The 18465-nt window shown below is 71.0% G+C and carries 16 protein-coding genes; 8 read left to right on the forward strand and 8 right to left on the reverse strand.

Annotated elements, in window-relative coordinates; genetic code table 11:
• Positions 1–234: 234 nt before the first annotated feature.
• Positions 235–1557, reverse strand: coding sequence for a phosphoserine phosphatase SerB (gene serB, locus ACLJPL_RS31665; RefSeq protein WP_411084395.1), 1323 nt, complete (start codon positions 1555–1557; stop codon positions 235–237).
• A 331-nt stretch (positions 1558–1888) separates the two neighbouring features.
• Here serB and ACLJPL_RS31670 point away from each other — a divergent pair, with 331 nt between their 5' ends.
• On the forward strand, positions 1889–4474 hold the full coding sequence (locus tag ACLJPL_RS31670; RefSeq protein WP_411084396.1) for an FHA domain-containing protein: 2586 nt from the start codon (positions 1889–1891) through the stop codon (positions 4472–4474).
• A 102-nt stretch (positions 4475–4576) separates the two neighbouring features.
• Here the strand turns inward: ACLJPL_RS31670 and ACLJPL_RS31675 are convergent, their stop codons facing one another.
• The 3 genes from ACLJPL_RS31675 to ACLJPL_RS31685 form a co-directional block, all read right to left on the reverse strand.
• Positions 4577–5329, reverse strand: coding sequence for a transglycosylase SLT domain-containing protein (locus ACLJPL_RS31675; RefSeq protein WP_411084397.1), 753 nt, complete (start codon positions 5327–5329; stop codon positions 4577–4579).
• A gap of 283 nt (positions 5330–5612) precedes the next feature.
• A complete protein-coding gene (locus tag ACLJPL_RS31680; protein WP_411084414.1) occupies positions 5613–6719 on the reverse strand; it encodes an S-adenosylmethionine:tRNA ribosyltransferase-isomerase in 1107 nt (368 codons plus the stop codon).
• 353 nt (positions 6720–7072) lie between these two features.
• A complete protein-coding gene (locus tag ACLJPL_RS31685) occupies positions 7073–7801 on the reverse strand; it encodes an SDR family NAD(P)-dependent oxidoreductase (RefSeq protein WP_411084398.1) in 729 nt (242 codons plus the stop codon).
• Between the two features lie 345 nt (positions 7802–8146).
• Here ACLJPL_RS31685 and ACLJPL_RS31690 point away from each other — a divergent pair, with 345 nt between their 5' ends.
• Together ACLJPL_RS31690 and ACLJPL_RS31695 are read left to right on the forward strand one after the other, a co-directional pair.
• Complete coding sequence (locus ACLJPL_RS31690; protein WP_411084399.1) at positions 8147–9292, forward strand: GAF domain-containing sensor histidine kinase; 1146 nt, start codon at positions 8147–8149, stop codon at positions 9290–9292.
• Positions 9285–9929 carry a response regulator gene (locus ACLJPL_RS31695; RefSeq protein WP_411084400.1) on the forward strand — a complete coding sequence of 215 codons (645 nt, stop codon included), beginning with the start codon at positions 9285–9287 and terminating at the stop codon, positions 9927–9929. Before ACLJPL_RS31690 ends, ACLJPL_RS31695 begins: the two co-directional genes overlap by 8 nt.
• 568 nt (positions 9930–10497) lie before the next feature.
• Here ACLJPL_RS31695 and ACLJPL_RS31700 read toward each other — a convergent pair.
• A complete protein-coding gene (locus ACLJPL_RS31700) occupies positions 10498–11289 on the reverse strand; it encodes a hypothetical protein (RefSeq protein ID WP_411084401.1) in 792 nt (263 codons plus the stop codon).
• Between the two features lie 136 nt (positions 11290–11425).
• Between ACLJPL_RS31700 and ACLJPL_RS31705 the strand changes: the two genes are divergently transcribed.
• From ACLJPL_RS31705 to ACLJPL_RS31720, 4 genes are all read left to right on the forward strand, one after another.
• On the forward strand, positions 11426–12223 hold the full coding sequence (locus ACLJPL_RS31705; RefSeq protein ID WP_411084402.1) for an ABC transporter ATP-binding protein: 798 nt from the start codon (positions 11426–11428) through the stop codon (positions 12221–12223).
• Between the two features lie 263 nt (positions 12224–12486).
• Positions 12487–12915, forward strand: coding sequence for an NfeD family protein (locus ACLJPL_RS31710; RefSeq protein WP_411084403.1), 429 nt, complete (start codon positions 12487–12489; stop codon positions 12913–12915).
• Between the two features lie 206 nt (positions 12916–13121).
• Positions 13122–14141 (forward strand): SPFH domain-containing protein, encoded by a 1020-nt coding sequence (locus tag ACLJPL_RS31715; protein ID WP_355123037.1) that lies wholly within the window; start codon positions 13122–13124, stop codon positions 14139–14141.
• Positions 14142–14218: 77 nt separating this feature from the next.
• A complete protein-coding gene (locus ACLJPL_RS31720) occupies positions 14219–14992 on the forward strand; it encodes a sulfite exporter TauE/SafE family protein (RefSeq protein ID WP_411084404.1) in 774 nt (257 codons plus the stop codon).
• Between the two features lie 75 nt (positions 14993–15067).
• Here ACLJPL_RS31720 and ACLJPL_RS31725 read toward each other — a convergent pair whose 3' ends face one another.
• The 3 genes from ACLJPL_RS31725 to ACLJPL_RS31735 all read right to left on the reverse strand — a co-directional run bounded on the left by ACLJPL_RS31725 (position 15068) and on the right by ACLJPL_RS31735 (position 17204).
• A complete protein-coding gene (locus ACLJPL_RS31725; protein WP_030586321.1) occupies positions 15068–15580 on the reverse strand; it encodes an HNH endonuclease in 513 nt (170 codons plus the stop codon).
• Between the two features lie 138 nt (positions 15581–15718).
• Positions 15719–16255 carry a YbhB/YbcL family Raf kinase inhibitor-like protein gene (locus ACLJPL_RS31730; RefSeq protein WP_411084405.1) on the reverse strand — a complete coding sequence of 179 codons (537 nt, stop codon included), beginning with the start codon at positions 16253–16255 and terminating at the stop codon, positions 15719–15721.
• Positions 16256–16421: 166 nt separating this feature from the next.
• Entirely contained in the window at positions 16422–17204 is a 783-nt protein-coding gene (locus tag ACLJPL_RS31735; RefSeq protein ID WP_411084406.1) for a sporulation protein, read from the reverse strand.
• Positions 17205–17291: 87 nt separating this feature from the next.
• Between ACLJPL_RS31735 and ACLJPL_RS31740 the strand changes: the two genes are divergently transcribed.
• Entirely contained in the window at positions 17292–17957 is a 666-nt protein-coding gene (locus ACLJPL_RS31740; protein WP_411084407.1) for a DNA-3-methyladenine glycosylase, read from the forward strand.
• Positions 17958–18465 lie beyond the last annotated feature (508 nt).

Here is an 18465-nt window from a genome sequence, read left to right on the forward strand (position 1 = left end):
GCTGGACAGGCGCGGCCGAACGGGGCCCGCTGAGCTGGTGCCACCGAACACGTGAACGCGCTGGGCCCCGGCACACCCACTGCGGTGCCGGGGCCCACTTCCGTACGCCTCCGAGACGCGTACGCCTCCGAAACTCCTACGCCTCCGAAACTCCTACGCCTCCGAAACTCCTACGCCTTCGAAACTCCTGCGCCCCGGAGCCCGTACGGCTCCGAAACGGATCGCCCGCAGCCGTCAGTCGACGAGGCCGTCCGCCGCCTCGACCTCTTCACGGGTGATGCCGAGCAGATAGAGCACGGTGTCCAGGAACGGCACGTTCACCGCCGTGTGCGCCGCCTCGCGGACCACGGGCTTGGCGTTGAAGGCGACCCCGAGCCCCGCCGTGTTCAGCATGTCGAGGTCGTTGGCCCCGTCCCCGATGGCCACGGTCTGCGCGAGCGGCACCCCCGCCTGCTCGGCGAAGCTCCGCAGCAGCCGGGCCTTGCCCGCCCGGTCCACGACATCGCCCACGACCCGCCCGGTGAGCTTGCCGTCCACCACCTCCAGGGTGTTGGCGGAGGCGAAGTCGAGGCCCAGGCGCTCCTTCAGGTCGTCGGTGACCTGGGTGAAGCCGCCGGAGACGACGCCCACCTGGTAGCCGAGGCGCTTGAGCGTACGGATCAGGGTGCGGGCGCCGGGCGTGAGCCGTACCTCCGCGCGGACCTTGTCCACCACCGAGACGTCCAGCCCCGCCAGCAGCGCGACCCGGGCGTGCAGCGACTGTTCGAAGTCCAGCTCGCCGCGCATCGCCTGCTCGGTCACCTCGGCGACCTTGTCCTCGCAGCCCGCGTGGGCGGCGAAGAGCTCGATCACCTCGTCCTGGATGAGCGTGGAGTCGACGTCCATGACGACCAGGCGCTGGGCGCGGCGGCTCAGCCCGGCCGAGACCACCGCGACGTCCACGCCGATCTCGGCGGCGGCGGTCGCCAGCGCGGTCCGCAGCTCCCCGGTCCCGGTCCCCGAGACCGCGAACTCCACTGCGGTGACCGGGTACTTCGCCAGCCGGAAGATCCGGTCGATGTTCCCCCCGGTCGAGGTGATCCGCGCCGCTATGGCGGCGGTCGACTCGGCGGTGAGGGGGTGGCCCAGCACGGTGACATGGGAACGGCCGTACCCACGGGGCCGGTTGTCGCCGGTGCCCGAGATGATCTCGGCCTGTAGCTTCAGGGAGTCGGCCCAACTGTGCACGGTGGCGCGCAGATCGCCTTCGGTCGTGCCGCCCGCGACGGGCGAGGTGACCAGGGCGCACAGCACGATGCGGCCCCGGGTGACGACCTGCTCGATGTCCACGACGTCCACGGAGTACGCGGCGAGGGTGTCGAACAGGCCCGCGGTGATGCCGGGGCGGTCCTTGCCGAAGATCTTGACGAGGAGCGTGGGCGCGTCGTCGACGGAGGGCACGGGGACATCGCCCTCCCGGAGGGAATCGTCGCTGTGCCGCTGGGGCTCGCCGCCGACCCGGGAAGAGTCGGGGAGCCCGGGGGAGGGGGAAGGCTGAGGTGGCTGAGATGCGCTCATGGTGTTCCCACCGTATCGGTCCCGGGGCCCCCTTCGGCCGCCCGTCCCGAGTGCCGGACGGGAGGCTGCGGGGCCCCGCTTCCGGCCTCCGCCCCGCCGCCCCGTATCCATCGGGATGACGTCGCTTGCCCTTTACCGGAAGGTAAGAGAGCTTTCATGCGCTCTTCTCCTCTTCCGTCCATGTTTTCCCCCGCCCATATGGCGTCCGCGCAGGTCTCCGCGCGGTCTTCACCCGCCCGACTTTCGGATCGGGGACTGCTCCTGGAATAGTTCCCCACGATGTTCAGCATCCCTAGACTCCCTGCGACGGGGGTAACACGGGGGACAACTAGTGGGGCGCGGAGTGCCGGAACTCGTACTGGAATTGAATGGCAGCACCTGGACGCTCGATCCGTCCAGGCCGTACACCCTCGGGCGTGATCCGCAGGGCGACCTGACGATCGACGACGCCAGGGTCTCGTGGCGGCACGCCACGATCAGCTGGGGCGGCCAGAGTTGGTTCATCGAGGACCACGGCAGCACCAACGGCACCTACATCGAGGGCCGCCGGATCCAGCGGGCCGACATCGGGCCCGGCACCGCCGTACACCTGGGCAACGCCAAGGACGGCCCCCGGCTGAATCTCACCGCCCAGCAGGCCACCGCCCCGCAGGCCCCCGCGCAGCAGCCTTACCAGCAGCCGGCGCAGGCCGGCGCGGCCTGGCCCGGCCAGCAGGCCCCGGCCCAGCAGCACCAGGCCCCCGCCCAGCCGCACCAGCCCCCCGCCCAGCCGCAGGCGTGGCAGCAGCAGGCCCCGGAGCCCCAGCACCCGGCCCCGTACCAGCAGGTTCCCCACCAGCAGGGCGGCCCGGGGCACCCGGCCGCCCCGGCCCACGGCGGCGGCGCGGGGAGCTCGCCGGTCTACGGCGACCGCAGCCCGACCACGTTCCACCAGCTGGCGCTGGGCCGGGTCATGCGCATCGGCCGTGCGCTGGAGAACGAGCTGGTCGTCTCCGACCTCCAGGTCTCCCGCAACCACGCCGAGTTCCACGCGACGCCGGACGGCCGGTTCGAGATCCGCGACCTCGGCTCGCACAACGGCACGTACGTCAACGGCCAGCCGCTCCACAAGTCCGGCTCGGCGCTCCTGGGCCCCAACGACATCGTCGGCGTCGGCCACTCCACGTTCCGCCTGGTCGGGGACCGGCTGGAGGAGTTCGTCGACACCGGTGAGGTCTCCTTCTCCGCCCGCCACCTCACGGTGACGGTCGACGGCGGCAAGCAGATCCTCAAGGACGTCTCCTTCGGCGTCCCGGAGAAGTCGCTGATCGCGGTCATCGGCCCCTCCGGCTCCGGGAAGTCCACCCTGCTCAAGGCGCTCACCGGCTACCGGCCCGCCGACCAGGGCGACGTCCTCTACGACAACCGGAACCTGTACAAGCAGTTCGCCGAGCTGCGCCAGCGCATCGGTCTGGTCCCGCAGGACGACATCCTGCACAAGGAGCTGACCGTCACCAAGGCGCTCAAGTACGCGGCCAAGCTCCGCTTCCCCGCCGACACCACCGAGGCCGAGCGCCAGTCCCGGATCACCGAGGTCCTCGCCGAGCTCAAGCTCGACATCCACAAGGACAAGAAGATCACCTCGCTCTCCGGCGGCCAGCGCAAGCGCGTCTCGGTCGCCCTGGAGCTGCTCACCAAGCCCTCGCTGATCTTCCTGGACGAGCCGACCTCGGGCCTCGACCCGGGCATGGACCGCGATGTCATGAAGCTGCTGCGCGGGCTCGCCGACGACGGCCGCACCGTGCTGGTGGTCACGCACTCGGTGGCCGAGCTGGCGATCTGCGACAAGCTGCTCGTCATGGCCCCCGGCGGTTCCGTCGCCTACTTCGGCCCGCCGGAGGAGGCGCTGAACTTCTTCGGCTACACCAGCTGGGCCGACGTCTTCTCCGCCTTCGAGAACTACCGCGACTACGACTGGGCGGGCCGCTGGCGCGGTTCGCAGCACTACCAGATGTACGCCGCGGACATCGACGCCGTCGCCGCGCAGCCGGTCCACATGCCGCCGCCGCAGCAGATGCGCCCGCCGAAGCCGCAGGGCTGGGGGGCGCAGCTGTGGACGCTGATCCGCAGATACGTCTCCGTCATCGCGTCCGACAAGGGCTTCATGGGCCTGATGGTGATCCTGCCCGCCGTGCTCGGCGTGGTCAGCGTGGTCATCCCCTCGGACTTCGGACTGGCCGAGCCCGCGCCGCCGGCCCGGTTCAACGGGAAAGCCGGAACGATCATGCTGATCCTCGCGGTCGGCATGTGCTTCTCCGGCGCCGCCAACTCCGTACGAGAGCTGATCAAGGAACGGGTCATCTACGAACGGGAACGGGCCACCGGTCTCTCCCGCTCCGCCTATCTGATGTCCAAGGTGATCGTCCTCGGCGTGATCACCGCCCTCCAGGGCGTCATCATCTGCGGCATCGGCTTCGCCACCCGCGAGCTCCCGGACGAGGGCCTGATCATGCCCCCGGCCGTCGAGATCTGCCTCTCCATCATCGCGCTGGGCTTCACCTCGATGATGTTCGGCCTGGTCATCTCCTCGCTGGTGAAGACCTCCGAGAAGACCATGCCGCTGCTGGTCATGTTCGCGATCATCCAGGTCGTCTTCACCGGTGTGCTCTTCCAGGTGTACGGGTCGCCCGGCCTGGAGCAGTTCGCCTGGCTCATGCCGTCCCGCTGGGCGATGGCCGCGGCCGGCACCACGCTGGACCTGGCCCGCCTGATGCCGCCGTGGGACCCGCAGAACCCCACCGACCTCGATCCGCTGTGGGAGCACACGGCGGGCCAGTGGGGGATCAACATCACCGTCCTGCTGGCGCTCGGCGTCATCTGCGGCTTCGTGGTCTCCCGCCTGCTGCGCCGCCACGAGCCGGAGGTCATGCGCAAGTAGCGGTTCCCCCTGGCACGCATGCCGACGCCGGAGGGCGGCACCCCATGGGGTGCCGCCCTCCGGCGTGTACACGTACGGCGGCGGTCGCTGGGACCGCTGGGATCAGTACGCGCTGTTGACGTTGTCCATCGAGCCGTAGCGGTCGGCCGCGTAGTTGCAGGCGGCGACGATGTTGGCGACCGGGTCGTACAGGTCCTTCTTGGTGCCCTTGACGTGGAACCGGTCGAAGGTCGGCTGGATCACCTGGAGCAGGCCCTTGGAGGGGATGCCGTTGCGGGCGTTGATGTCCCAGTTGTTGATCGCCCAGCGGTTGCCGCTGGACTCCCGGATGATGTTGCGGTGGATGCCCTCGTAGGAACCGGGGATGCCTTCCTTCTTCATGATCGACATCGCCTCGCGGATCCAGCCGTCCAGGTTGTTGGCGTAGACGGGCTTGCGCGCGGTAGAGCGGTTCGCGGCCTCGGAGCCGCGCTTCTTCGCGTCGGCCTTGGCCTTGGCGGCCTTCTCGGCCTTGTCCTTCGCGTCCGCGGCGGCCTTGGCCTTCGCGGCCTTCGCCTTGGCCTCGGCGGCGGCCTTCGCCTTGGCGGCGTCGGCGGCCTTGACCAGCTGCTCGGCGGTGGAGTGCTGCTCGATGAGGCTCTCCTGCACGGTCTTGGCCTGTTTGGAGCCCGCCGCGGAGGTGAAGGCCACGGGTGCGGCGGCGGCAGCGGCCTGCGGGGCTATCTCGGCCTCGGCGTTCGACGGGACGAGCGAGAAGGTCAGGGCGGCGACGCCAAGGGCCGACACACCGGCCACGGAGATCTTCTGGACCTTGTTCAGACGACGGACACGGCTGGGGATGCGAGTCGCAGACATGTAGGGCTACCTCTTCGAATGCTCAGGTGTCCTCACGGAGGACGAGACCGGAGGCGGCGATGCGCACCTCCGTTGGGGACGAGAGCAATTCTTAGCGGCAGCAAAATGCTGTGGCAAAGGTGTGACGTACGAAGCCAGGTAGTGGAAGAGGGTCCCGTTAGTCCGAAATAACCCCCGCCCATGGCTACCCAAATCGCCCTTATATGTCCACTAGGGACGTTCGTAAGTGACGTGGGCCCTATGCCCGGGCTCACATCGGGGGCGTATCAGGGGCGTACCGGTCTCACCTTTCGTTGCTGAAGCAATCCGGAGCGTTACGTTCCTCATTCGGCAGGATGAGGTGGACGTCGCCGAACTCGTGCCAGAGGTAGCGCTGCTCCAGCGCCGCCTCGTACCCCCGGCGCAGCGCCTCCCGGCCCGCCACCGCCTCCAGCATCAGCAGGTGCGACGCCTCCGGCTCGTGCAGCCCGGTCAGCAGCCCGTCCACCACCCGCACCCCCCGGCGCGGTGTCACCACCAGATCCGTCCAGCCGGCGGCCGCCCGCACCACCCCGTCCGCCCCCGCCGCCGACTCCAGCGCCCGCACCGCCGTCGTCCCGACCGCGATCACCCGGCCGCCCGCCGCCCGCGCCGCGTTCACCAGCCACGCGGTGGTGTGCGGCACCGCGAACCTCTCCGGGTACGGCGGCTCGTGCGCCTCGGCCGACGCCACTCCCGTATGCAGCGACAGCGGAGCGAACTGCACCCCCCGGCTCACCAGCTCCGCCACCAGGGCGGCCGTGAAGGGGCGGGCCGCACTCGGCATCTCCGCCGAACCGCTCCCGTCCGGCGAGTCCACCGCGAAGACCGTCCGGTACGCGGCCAGCGGCTGATCCCGCTCCGTGTACCCGTACCGGATCGGACGCCCGTACCGCCGCAGCAGCTCCGGCACCCCCTCGGGCGTCCGCGCCCACCACAGCCGGGCGTCCGCGGCGGGCCCCAACGGGTCCTCCAGCACCAGCCGGCCCCCGCCCGGCAGCCGCACCACCGCCCCGGCGGGCCCGCCCGGACGCGGCACGGTGGCCCCCGAACCGCCGGGCGCGCGCAGTTCCACCGCCCACCGCCCGTCCTCGCCCCGCGTCGAGAAGTGCACGACGACCCGCCCGCCGCCCACCCGCCCGTTCACCGCGGCCGGCAACGTCGCCGACGTGTTCACCACCAGCACGTCCCCGGCCCGCAGCAGCCCCGGCAACTCCCGGAACGCGTGGTGCGACACCTCCGCCCCCCGGGTCACCAGCAGCCGTACGTCATCACGCCCCGCCCCCCGCTGCTCGGCCGGCACCCGGGCCGAGAGTCCGGCGGGCACCCGCAACGCCTCCAGGGGCGAGGCCCCGGACCGGGCGGAGGCCACACCACCCGGCGCCCGCCCGGCGACGCCGGCCGCAGGCCCCTGCCCGGCGACGCCGGCCGCAGATCCCCGCCCGGCCGTCTCCCGCCCGGCCACCTCGGTCGCGCGCCCCTGCCCGGCCGCGTCCGCCGCCCCCGCCGCCCCCGCCGCGCTCACCGCGCGTCCCTGCTCGCCCGCGTCCGTTGTCCCCACCGCGCGCCCCCGTCCGGCCCCCGCCGCCCCCACCGCGCGTCCCTGCTCGCCCGCGTCCGTTGTCCCCACCGCACGCCCCCGCCCGACCGCGCCCGCCGCCCCCACCGCGCCCTCCAGCCCCACCGCCCCCGCCGCGCGCCCCCGTCCGGCCCCCTCCGCCGCGCTCACCGCGCGCCCCCGTCCGCTCCCGCCGGCTCCTCCAGCAGCGCCGGGGCGGCGAACCGTCCGCTGGCCGGCCGCTCCCGCACCAGCCGCAGGAACGCCGGGGCCACGCTGTGCGGCGAGGGCCGAGGCGCCTCGCCCTCCTCCTGCGGGACGGCCGCCTCGTACAGATCCGTCGCCATGTCCCCCGGATCGACCGCCCACACCCGCAGCCCCGGCTCCTCCACGCCCAGCACCGCCGCCAACTGGTCCAGCGCCGCCTTCGACGCCCCGTAACCGCCCCACGTCTCGTACGGCTCCGCCGCCGCGTCCGAGCTCACCATCACCACGGCTCCCGCGCCCGACCCCCGCAGCAGCGGCAACGCCTCCTGTACGAGACCGAGCGCCGCCACCACGTTCGTCTCCAGCGCCTGCCGCAACCCGTCCAACGGCTGCGCCTCCAGCCGGACCAGCGGCTCAGCGCCCAGCACGCTCGCGTTGCTCACCAGCAGATCGAGCCCGCCCAGCTCCCCGGCGGCCGCGACCAGCTCCGCCCGGTGCGCCGCATCCGTGACATCCCCCGGCACCGCCGCCACCCGCGACCCGTACCGCTCCCGTACCTCCTTCGCCGTCGCCTCCAGCACCCCGGAGCTCCGGGCGTCCAGCACCAGATCCCACCCCTGCCGGGCCAGCGCCTCGGCGAGCGCGCGCCCCAGCCCCTTCGAACCACCCGTGATCAACGCGACCGGCATGGTGACCGTCTCCTTCAGAACCATCGGCGTCCACCGGGCCGACCCCGGCGACTCCAACGTAGAAAGCCCGGACCGCACCGCGCCTCGCCCGGGAGCCGCACCCGTACACGGCACTTCGTCCTAGGACCGGAGCGGACCTAGGACCTGCGACGGACACGGACGGCGACCGCCCCAGGACCTGCGCCCGAGCGCGCTCCCAGGGACCCAGGACCTCCGACCGAGCGCCCCCGCGACCGCCCCAGGACCTGCGCCCGAGCGCACCCCGCGACCGGCCTAGGCCCACCGCCCCGCGACCGCCGACCTCGGCCCGATACGGTGCCGTACCCCCGCCGGTACGGTGATCCCATGAGTCATCGCCCACCGTCGGGCCTCGCCGCGGTGAGTGCCGCGCTGCTCGCCATGAGCCGGCACCTCGAAGTGGGGGACGTCCTCAAGACGATCGTCGCCTCCGCCCGTGAACTGCTCGACGCCCAGTACGCGGCCCTCGGCGTCCCGGACGACCACGGCGGCTTCGCCCAGTTCGTGGTCGACGGCGTCAGCGACGAGCAGTGGAAGGCCATCGGTCCGCTGCCCCGGCAGCACGGCATCCTCGCCGCGATGCTGCACCAGGCGAAGCCCGAGCGCCTCGCCGACGTCCGCGAGGACCCCCGCTTCGAGGGATGGCCCGACGCGCACCCCGACATGTCCGACTTCCTCGGCCTGCCCATCGTGGACGGCGACGAGATCATCGGCGCCCTGTTCCTCGCCAACAAGCAGTGCCCCAAGCCCGAGGGCGGCTGCGGCTTCACCGCCGAGGACGAGGAACTGCTCTCGATCCTCGCCCAGCACGCCGCGATCGCCCTCACCAACGCCCGCCTGTACGAGCGCAGCCGCGAGCTGACCATCGCCGAGGAACGCTCCCGCCTCGCCCACGAGCTGCACGACGCGGTCAGCCAGAAGCTGTTCTCGCTCCGGCTCACCGCCCAGGCCGCCGCCGCCCTCGTCGACCGCGACCCGGCCCGCGCCAAGGGAGAGCTCCAGCAGGTCGCCGCCCTCGCCGCCGAAGCGGTCGACGAGCTGCGGGCGGCGGTCGTGGAGCTACGCCCCGCGGCCCTGGACGAGGACGGCCTGATCGCCACCCTCCGTACCCAGATCCACGTCCTGGACCGGGCCCACGACGCCACGGTCGCCTTCGAGAGCTGCGGCGTACGCGCCCTGCCCGCCGCCCAGGAGGAGGCGCTGCTCCGGGTCGCCCAGGAGGCCCTGCACAACGCGCTGCGCCACTCGGGCGCGGAGCGGGTGAGCGTCACCCTGGCCCGGCGCGGCCCCGCGACCGTCCTGCGCGTCACCGACGACGGCAGCGGCTTCGACCCCACCGCCGTCCGCCGGGCGGGCCGCCACCTGGGCCTCGTCTCCATGCGCCACCGGGCGAACGGCGTCGGCGGCAGACTCACCGTTGATTCGGAGCCCGGCAAGGGCGCCACGATCGAGATGGAGGTTCCCGGTGGCTGACAAGACCATCAGGGTGCTGCTGGTCGACGACCACCAGGTGGTCCGCCGCGGCCTGCGCACGTTCCTGGAGATCCAGGACGACATAGAGGTCGTCGGCGAGGCGTCGGACGGGGCGGAAGGAATCGCCCGCACCGAGGAGCTGAGGCCCGACGTGGTGCTGATGGACATCAAGATGCCCGGCACCGACGGCATCGAGGCCCTGCGCAGGCTCCGCGAGCTCGACAACCCCGCCAGGATCCTCATCGTCACCAGCTTCACCGAACAGCGCACGGTGGTCCCCGCGCTGCGCGCCGGAGCCTCCGGTTACGTCTACAAGGACGTCGACCCGGACGCCCTGGCCGGCGCGATCCGCTCCGTGCACGCCGGACACGTCCTGCTCCAGCCGGAGGTCGCCGGGGCGCTGCTCGCCCAGGACGACGCGGGCGGCGGCACGGGCCGGGGGAGCACCCTGACCGAACGCGAGCGCGAGGTACTCGGCCTCATCGCGGACGGACGCTCGAACCGGGAGATCGCCCGCGCCCTCGTCCTCTCCGAGAAGACGGTCAAGACCCATGTGTCGAACATCCTGATGAAGCTCGACCTGTCCGACCGTACGCAGGCAGCGCTGTGGGCGGTACGGAACGGAGCCGCGGGCTGACCGGACCGAGATTCACACACGGTGAACGTCATCGGCCTCCGGAACCCGCCCTACGGCAACTTCGCCCTCAACCACTGAACCTCCCCCCCCCGGAAGCCGGACGGCCCTCCACTCATTCCCCTGGACCGTCCGGCCTCCCAGCTCACCCCCCCGGCTCACCCCCCCCGGCTCACCCCCCTGCTCCCCCCGACACCCTCTCCAGCCCGCCCGGCCACCCCTAGCCCGTCCGGCGTTTGAGGACGGACCCCTCGCATCGGGGCCCCGAGGCAACCAGGCAGCCCCGCCCGGCAAACCCAGCCCGTCCGGCGTTTGAGGACGGAACCCTGTCTCCGGGCCCCCGAGGCAACCAGGCAGCCCCGCCCGGCAAACCCAGCCCGTCCGGCGCTTGAGGACGGAACCCTGTCTCCGGGCCCCCGAGGCAACCAGACAGCCTCACCCGGCAAACCCAGCCCGTCCGGCGCTTGAGGACGGAACCCTCGCACCGGGACCCCCGGCCAGAACAGGCCCCCCTGCCCAGGGGCACCCACCCCAGCCCGTCCGGCGCTTGAGGACGAAAACCCCGCCCGGACTACCGCCCCACCTCCCCCACCTCCACATACGCGTTGTAGGCCGCCACCAACGCCCGCCGAGCCACCCGCTCCACCGGCCGCAACGCCTCCCCCCGCGCCGCGATCTCCGACGCGCTCACCGCACCCCCGTGCCCGTTCTCGTACGCCACCGAGACCAGCAGCCCCACCCGCTGCGCCAGCTCCAGCACCCGCACCGCCCGCGGCGGATACCCGGGCGCGAGCACCTCGCGCCCCCGGCCCCCCTCCGCCCGCGCCCGGTACGCGTCCACCGCCGCCTGAGCCACCGGCCCGGAACCGGCCACGTCCAGCCGCGCCAGCACCGCCGTCGCATCCCGCAGCGCCTCCGCCAGCTCCCGTTCCGCCTCGCTCAACGACGGCACGTCCGCCGGCGGCGCCTCCCGCACCGGCAGCACCCGCCACACCACCTCCACGTGCAGGTCCCCCTCCGGCCCGGCCTCGCTGACCTCCGGCACCAGCCCGTACGGCGCCCCCGAAGCGACCACCGCCTCCTCCGCCTCCAGCGCCCGCGCGTTGAAGTCGGGCGGCCCGCTCAGCCCCAGCGGATGCCCCGGCACCGGCAGCGCGACCCGGAACCCCCTCACCCCCAGCACCCGCAGCCGGCCGAGCGCCAGCGTGAGCCCGACCGGCCCCGCCTCACCCGGCAGTCCCTCGACGCGGTGCACCGCGTCGTCCCCGACGATCGCGTAAGCCGCGTCGTCCGGCGAGACGAGTCCCGCCAGAAGCGCGTTGCCCCAGGCGGCCAACAACCCTGAACGTGGTTCCACAAGCATGGAGACAGCCTAGGGAACGGACCGGGGACGGACCTCACGGCCGAAGCACTCGCGCGGTGGCGTAGGTTTTCCCTGGGAGCCGTGCCCACCGGCACGCGACGATCTCGACGAGACTGTATGGGGAGACAACGCGCTCATGAGCGATGTACTGGAGCTGGTGGACGTATCCGTGGTCCGCGACGGACGCGCTCTGGTGGACGACGTCTCCTGGTCGGTCAAGGAGGGGGAGCGCTGGGTCATCCTGGGCCCCAACGGAGCCGGCAAGACGACGCTCCTCAACCTGGCGTCCAGCTACCTCTTCCCGAGCAAGGGCACCGCGACGATCCTCGGCGAACAGCTGGGCGGCGTCGGCACCGACGTCTTCGAGCTCCGCCCCCGGATCGGCATGGCGGGCATCGCGATGGCCGACAAGCTCCCCAAGCGGCAGACCGTGTTGCAGACGGTGCTCACCGCCGCGTACGGCATGACCGCCACCTGGCACGAGAGCTACGAGGCCGTCGACGAGGAGCGCGCCCGCGCCTTCCTGGACCGCCTCGGCATGACCGAGTACCTGGACCGCAGGTTCGGGACGCTCTCCGAAGGAGAGCGCAAGCGCACCCTGATCGCCCGCGCCATGATGACCGACCCCGAACTGCTGCTCCTGGACGAGCCCGCCGCCGGACTCGACCTCGGCGGCCGCGAGGACCTGGTCCGCCGTCTCGGCCGGCTGGCCCGCGACCCGTACGCCCCCTCCATGATCATGGTCACCCACCATGTCGAGGAGATCGCGCCCGGCTTCACCCACGTCCTGATGATCCGGCAGGGCAAGATCCTGGCGGCCGGGCCCATGGAGACCGAGCTCAGCTCCCGCAACCTCTCGCTCTGCTTCGGCCTGCCGCTGATCGTCGAGCACACCGGCGACCGCTACACGGCCCACGGCCTGCCGCTCTCCTGACCGATGCCCCACCGGCGTACGCACGCCAACGCGCCGCTCTTGGCAGACGCACGCCGGTACACCCAGCCCACCGGCGTACGCACGCCAACGCGCCCGCTCATGGCGGACGCACGCCGGTACACCCACCCACCGGCGGATGTGCGCCAACACCCCGTCCACCGGCCGTCCTCCCCGTCCGGCGTACGGCAATTCGTCAGGTCTCCGCCGCAGTTGACCACCCTTGCGCCCTGTCGGTGACGGGCCGACAGTCCTACGATGACCATGTGGACATCGACGCATGGGTGTGGTGGCTGATCGTCGCGGTGGGGCTGGGCATCCCCCTCGTCCTGACCGCGATGCCCGAGCTGGGCATGTTCGCCGTCGGGGCGGTGGCCGCCGCGGTCGTCGCTGCCCTCGGTGGCGGCATCGTGGCCCAAGTGCTGGTCTTCGTCGCGGTGTCGGTGGCGCTGATCGCCGTCGTCCGCCCGATCGCGGCCAGACACCGGGCCGGGCAGACGGGACATGCCAGCGGCATCGACGCCCTGAAAGGCCGTCAGGCGGTCGTCCTGGAACGGGTCAGCGCCGCCGGCGGCCGCATCAAGCTCGCCGGCGAGGTCTGGTCGGCCCGCTCGCTGGACGAGGGCCAGATCTTCGAACCCGGCCGGCAGGTCGATGTCGTGGACATCGACGGAGCGACGGCCGTCGTCATGTGAGCGAACCGTGCACGAGGCGGCCCCAGTTCTGCGAGACTTGAAGTCGATCATGTCGATCATCATGGGAATCGGATCCGGACCGGACTCCGCGACCAAGCTCCGCGGCAAGACTTAGCGACCAGACTCCCGTCAACGGCCGGACCTCCCACGACGATCCGACGCCGATCACCGCGATCAGTCGGCAACCGAAGGGCACGAGAGACACGATGCAACCGATCATCATCGTCCTGATCATTCTGGTGGTGCTCGTCTTCATCGCCCTGATCAAGACGATCCAGGTCATCCCGCAGGCCAGTGCCGCCATCGTGGAGCGCTTCGGCCGCTACACACGCACGCTGAACGCGGGCCTGAACATCGTGGTCCCGTTCATCGACTCGATCCGCAACCGGATCGACCTCCGTGAACAGGTCGTGCCCTTCCCGCCCCAGCCGGTGATCACCCAGGACAACCTGGTCGTCAACATCGACACCGTCATCTACTACCAGGTGACCGACGCCCGCGCGGCGACGTACGAAGTCGCCAGCTACATCCAGGCGATCGAACAGCTCACCGTCACCACCCTCCGCAACATCATCGGTGGCATGGACCTGGAGCGCACGCTCACCTCCCGCGAGGAGATCAACGCGGCCCTGCGCGGTGTCCTCGACGAGGCGACCGGCAAGTGGGGCATCCGCGTCAACCGCGTCGAGCTCAAGGCGATCGAACCGCCCACCTCCATCCAGGACTCGATGGAGAAGCAGATGCGCGCCGACCGCGACAAGCGCGCCGCGATCCTCACCGCCGAGGGCATCCGGCAGTCCCAGATCCTCACCGCCGAGGGTGAGAAGCAGTCCGCGATCCTGCGCGCCGAGGGCGAGTCGAAGGCGGCGGCCCTCAGGGCCGAGGGTGAGGCCCAGGCCGTCCGCACGGTGTTCGAGGCCATCCACGCCGGGGACCCGGACCAGAAGCTGCTCTCGTACCAGTACCTCCAGATGCTCCCGAAGATCGCCGAGGGCGACGCCAACAAGCTCTGGATCGTGCCCAGCGAGATCGGCGACGCCCTCAAGGGCCTCAGCGGAGCCTTCGGCAACCTCGGCGGCGGAGCGCCCGGCTTCAACACCGGCGGCAACGGCGGTAACGGAGGCAACGGTGGAAATGGGGGCAACGGCGGCAACGAAGGCGGTCCCGGCGTGGTCAACCCCCGTGGTGCCGCCGTCGAACGCCGCGAAGAACCCCCGGTCCACTGACCCCCACCCCCTTCGTGCATGATCAGTGAGGCCCCTCGACCTTCATGGCGGGGAGGCATCACTGACCATCGAAGGAGATGGCCTTGTCCATCTGGGAAATACTCGCCGTCTTCGCGGCGGGAGTCGGTGCGGGCACGATCAACACGATCGTCGGCTCGGGCACCCTGATCACCTTCCCCGTCCTGCTCGCCACCGGCCTCCCGCCGGTCACCGCCACGGTTTCCAACGCGCTCGGCCTCATCCCCGGCTCCATCAGCGGAGCCATCGGCTACCGCAAGGAGCTCGCCGGCCAACGCCGCCGCATCCTCAGACTGAGCGTCGGAGCGGCCATCGGCGGCCTCACCGGAGCCACCCTCCTGCTCGCCCTGCCCTCCACGGCGTTCGAGACGATCGTCCCGGTCCTGGTCGCCCTGGCCCTCGTCCTGGTGATCCTGCAACCACGCATCAGCAAAGCCGTCCAGCGCCGCCGTGACCGCACCGGCGCCCCGGCCCGCCCGGACGGCGGCCCGCTCCTCTTCACCGGCCTGACGCTCGCCAGCGTCTACGGCGGCTACTTCACCGCCGCACAGGGGATCATCTACCTCTCCCTGATGGGCATGCTGGTCGACGACACGATCCAGCGCCTCAACGCCGTCAAGAACGTCCTGGCCGCCGTGGTCAACGGCATCGCCGCGCTGTTCTTCCTCTTCGTCGCGGACTTCGACTGGACGGCGGTCGTCCTGATCGCGGTCGGCTCGGCCATCGGCGGCCAGATAGGGGCGACGGTGGGCCGCCGCCTCAGCCCCACCGTGCTGCGCGCCCTGATCGTCGTCGTCGGCACGGCGGCCATCGTCCAACTGCTGCTGCGCTGACACACGTGGGCCCGTCCCCTCCCAGGGACGGGCCCACGCGTACATCACCAGGCGTACGTCGATTACGCCACCGCTTCACGCGGCGGCGGCCGCCCGATCCAGCCACTCGGGCAGCTCCGCCCGGTCACCGGCCCCCATCGCCAGGAGCATCGCCTCGGCGGGGGAGGGGACGAACGGCTGCTTCAGCAACGGCATCCCCGCCTGCTCCGGCGTCCGGGCCGCCTTGCGGTGGTTGTCCTCGGCGCAGGAGGCCACCGTGTTCAGCCAGGTGTCCTGACCGCCCTGGGCGCGCGGCACCACGTGGTCGACAGTGGAGGCCCGCCGCCCGCAGTACGCGCACCGGTGCTGGTCCCGGATCAGCACACCCCTCCTGGACCACGGAGCCTGTCTTCGGAAGGGCACCCGTACGTACCGGCAGAGCCTGATCACCCGGGGCGCCGGAATGTCCACGGCGGCACCACGCATACGGAGCTCGGGATGCGACTGCTCGACGACGGCCTTGTCCGTCAGGATCAGGACCACCGCACGGTTGAGCGTCACTGTCGACAGCGGCTCGAAGCTCGCGTTGAGAACCAGCGTGTCACGCATCCTGCCCACCTCCCGTGTGCTGCCCGCCCCCTGGCAGGCCCGGATCAACTCTGGCTGGGCAGGCCGCGATGGACAACGCAATAAAAAATGCCCTGCTCTGGTCTCTCCAAGACCGGAGCAGGGCAAACAACAGGCGAACTAATCGCCGGCGGGAGCTGTGTACTCACCCGCCAGCTGCGCACGCCCCAGGGTGTGGAACCGGAGGTTGAAGCCGACCACCGCGGGCGATGCGTCACTGTCGACACCGAGCTTGTCGGTGTCGACCGCGTACACGGTGAACACATAGCGGTGGTTCTCCCCGGCGGGCGGCGCGGCGCCGCCGAACTCCTTCGCCCCGTAGTCGTTACGGACCTGGACGGCCCCCTCGGGCAGTCCGTCGAACGCACCGCTGCCCGCACCGGCCGGCAGCTCGGTCACCGACGCCGGGATGTCGAAGACCACCCAGTGCCAGAACCCGCTCCCCGTAGGGGCGTCCGGGTCGAAGCACGTCACGGCGAAGCTCTTGGCCTCCCCGGGGAATCCCTCCCACCGCAGGTGCGGCGAAGTGTTCCCGGATGCAAGCACCTGGGCGTCGCCCAGCACGGCCCCCGGCGCGAGATCCTTGCTCACCACGGTGAACGCGGGCACCTCGGGATGGAAGTCGTGCGGCAGCGGCGCCCTCTTCGGCTCGGTCACGTCAGCACCTCTCCTGATCGTCCTGATCGTCCTGGTCGGCTCGTCCTGCTCGGTTCGTCCACGCTCGGCGGGACTTCCCGCAGACCACCGACACTAGGGGTATCCGGCCGACCGGCTCCTCACACCCCGGGCCGGGTGCGCCGCCGCCCCGGAACGCGAGATCCGGTCAGAGCCAGTTGCGCTGTCCGCCGACCTGGGCGAGCCACTGATTGAGGTACGCCGCCCAGTCGGTCTGCTGGAAGTCGTCGAGGCCGACCTTGAACGCGCGGTAGGAGTCGCTGCCCTCGCTGAACAGCCCCGGCTTCTTGTCCATCTCCAGGATGACGTCCATCTCGCGGTCGTCCGCGACGAAGGTCAGCTCGACCTGGTGGAGCCCCCGGTACTGCTGCGGCGGCACGAACTCGATCTCCTGGTAGAAGGGCAGGCGCTGACGCGTGCCCCGGATGTGGCCGCGTTCCATGTCCGCGCTGCGGAAGCGGAAGCCCAACTGCCCGAAGGCGTCCAGGATGGCCTGCTGGGCGGGCAGCGGGTGCACGTTGATCGGGTCCAGGTCGCCGGAGTCCAGCGCGCGGGCGATCTCCAGCTCGGTGGTCACCCCGATGTCCATGCCGCGCAGATGCTGACCGGCGAACATGGTGACCGGCGTCTCCCAGGGGATCTCCAGCCCGAACGGCACCACGTGCACCGCCCCCGCCTGCACCTCGACGGCGCCCCCGAGCCGCAGCTTGGCGAACTCGATGTTCTGCTTGGTCTCCTGGTCACCGCTCTCGACCTCGACCCGCGCCTGCAGGCCCACGGAGAGCCCCTCCACCTGCTGGGCCACCGACCCGCCCTGGATCCGCACCTCACCCTGCACGACCCCGCCGGGGACGACGTTCACCTCGGTGAGCTCGGTCTCCACCGAAGCACCACCGGCACCCAGACTCGCGAGCAGTCGCTTGAAGCCCATATTCACTCCTTCTTGGTCCTGACCCCTACATACGCGCCCTGACCGTAGCCGGTTCCCGTACTCGCGTTCCCAGTACCCTCGGACGCCATGACCGATGGCCTCGACCGCACCCCTGTGACCCGAGAATTCTTCGACCGATCCGTACAGGAGGTCGCCCCCGACCTCCTGGGCCGCACGCTCGTCCGCCGCAGCGACGAGGGCACGATCGAGGTCCGCCTCACCGAGGTGGAGGCGTACGCGGGCGAGCTCGACCCCGGTTCGCACGCGTTCCGCGGCCGCACGGCCCGCAACGGCGTGATGTTCGGCCCGCCCGGCCGCACCTACGTCTACTTCACGTACGGGATGTGGCACTGCCTGAACCTGGTCTGCGGACCGGAGGGCCAGGCGAGCGGGGTGCTGCTCCGGGCCGGCGAGATCAACGTCGGAGCCGGCCTGGCCCGTGAGCGACGAGTCTCGGCCCGGAACGACAAGGAACTGGCCAAAGGCCCGGCCCGCCTCGCGACCGCCCTCGACGTCGACCGGCTGCTGGACGGCAGCGACCTCTTCGCCGGCCCCGACGCGCCCCTGTCCGTACTGCACGGCACCCCGCCGCCCCGTGACCAGGTGCTCAGCGGCCCCCGCACCGGCGTGGGCGGCGACGGGGCGCACCAGCCGTGGCGCTTCTGGATCGACGGGGACCCCACGGTGAGCCCGTATCGCGCACACGCCCCCCGCCGTCGACGGCCACTTGACGCGCCCGGGGCGGACGCCTAATGTAGTCCGAGCCACTTGACACGGGTACAGCTGTCGGCACGGTCCATCGGACCGGACCGGCCGACCCAAAGAGGCCAAACCACTACCTACGACTCACCCTGGCGGGTGCGAATTCGGCATGCCCGTAATTCGCTCGACAAGCTCGATTATGAGCTGCCAAGGGAATCGGCTAACGTAGTGAACACGCCGAAAGGCAAGGCCACTCCACAGGCCACCAGAAATCGAATTCGGACCGGAAACGGAACGAAAAAGAGTCTGGTAAAGTCGGAACCGCCGGAAAGGGAAAACGCGAAAGCGAAGAACCTGGAAAGCATCCCGCTTCGACCGGGAATCGGACAGGAAACAGTCTGATAGAGTCGGAAACGCAAGACAGCAAAACAGCAAGAAGAAAAACGAAGGGAAGCGCCCGGAGGGCCCCGGTGATACGGGACCGAAGGAAGCGTCCGTTCCTTGAGAACTCAACAGCGTGCCAAAAGTCAACGCCAGATATGTTGATACCCCGGCCTGC

It is taken from the genome of Streptomyces sp. cmx-18-6 (assembly GCF_046548915.1).
Lineage (GTDB): Bacteria > Actinomycetota > Actinomycetes > Streptomycetales > Streptomycetaceae > Streptomyces.